Consider the following 1,034-nt stretch of genomic DNA (forward strand, 5'->3'; position numbering starts at 1 on the left):
GTGGCCGAACTCGCCGCACCTGCATAGCTCGTCGACCACGACCACCCGTGCAACTACCCAAGGAGCAGAGATGACCCTCAACGAGCGCAACGCCCCGGTTCCCGCCAACCGTGTCATCGACGAACCGTGGCGCACCGCGGTCACCGATGTGCTCTTTGCCCGCGTCAACGAACCCACACGCCTCTCACGAACGGGGATGAACCCCGCGGACAACCCTCCGCCGCTGGCGTCGCGACTGCATCGCGGCGAGGACCTGCTGCCACTGGCCGCCACCACGCCAGCCACCGAGAGCGACACCGCACGACGCAAGAAACTGATCTTCGCGCCAGCGCTCAGCCACGACGCTCACGCCCGCCGCCGAACGGTCCGGCTCGACCCGACCACCAAGACGCCCGCCGGCGATACCCAGATCGTGCACCTCAGCCCGCCCCACGCCGAATCCGAGTAGGGGAGAGCGGAGCATCGGTCAACCATGCAATTGACCTGGGGAAATGACACGTCCCCCATTTCGTGTCACGTCGAGAAGGGGACTCCATGAGCATCGAAAGCTGGCTGGCACGAGGGATCCTAAAGGCCATGACTGCGGCCGAGATCGAGCTGTCGCCCGTAACGGCGGGATCGCCGCGGACGACCGGAGACCGCTAGTGATCGGTCGTCCTCCGACGTGGGGCACCTCGTTTCCAGGCGAGATGCTGCCCACGGTGACACGCGAAATCGAGTCCCTGCGAACGGAACTCGCGGGGCATGACGGTGACACCAGTCCGGTCGTGGGGATGTTCCGCCGGTACCTGGATCTGCTCGAACGCGACGGACTCATGCTTGCCGACCGCGATCGGTTCGAGATCCGGCGCCTGCTCCAGCGTGCGCAGGGCCGGGTGACGTCCACCGCGGTGTTCCTGACCGGTGTGGTGGCGACGATCCTCGGGGTGAGCTGCGCCGGCATCCTGATGGACTACACCGCGGCCGCGCTCGGCCCGGCCAGTTTTCTCCTCGGGGCCCTGGTGGGAGCCGTGATCGCCGGTACCGTGATGCGA

At 66.9% G+C, this 1,034-nt stretch carries 2 protein-coding genes; both read left to right on the plus strand.

Annotated elements, in window-relative coordinates; genetic code table 11:
• The first annotated feature begins 70 nt into the window (after positions 1–70).
• Positions 71–448: a hypothetical protein gene (locus CJ179_RS50450; protein WP_257016475.1), complete on the plus strand. Its 378-nt coding sequence runs from the start codon at positions 71–73 to the stop codon at positions 446–448.
• Between the two features lie 253 nt (positions 449–701).
• The coding region (locus CJ179_RS50455; protein WP_257016476.1) for a hypothetical protein at positions 702–1,034 on the plus strand (333 nt) is incomplete at its 3' end.

The organism is Rhodococcus sp. ACS1 (assembly GCF_002300155.1).
Taxonomy (GTDB): domain Bacteria; phylum Actinomycetota; class Actinomycetes; order Mycobacteriales; family Mycobacteriaceae; genus Rhodococcus_F; species Rhodococcus_F koreensis.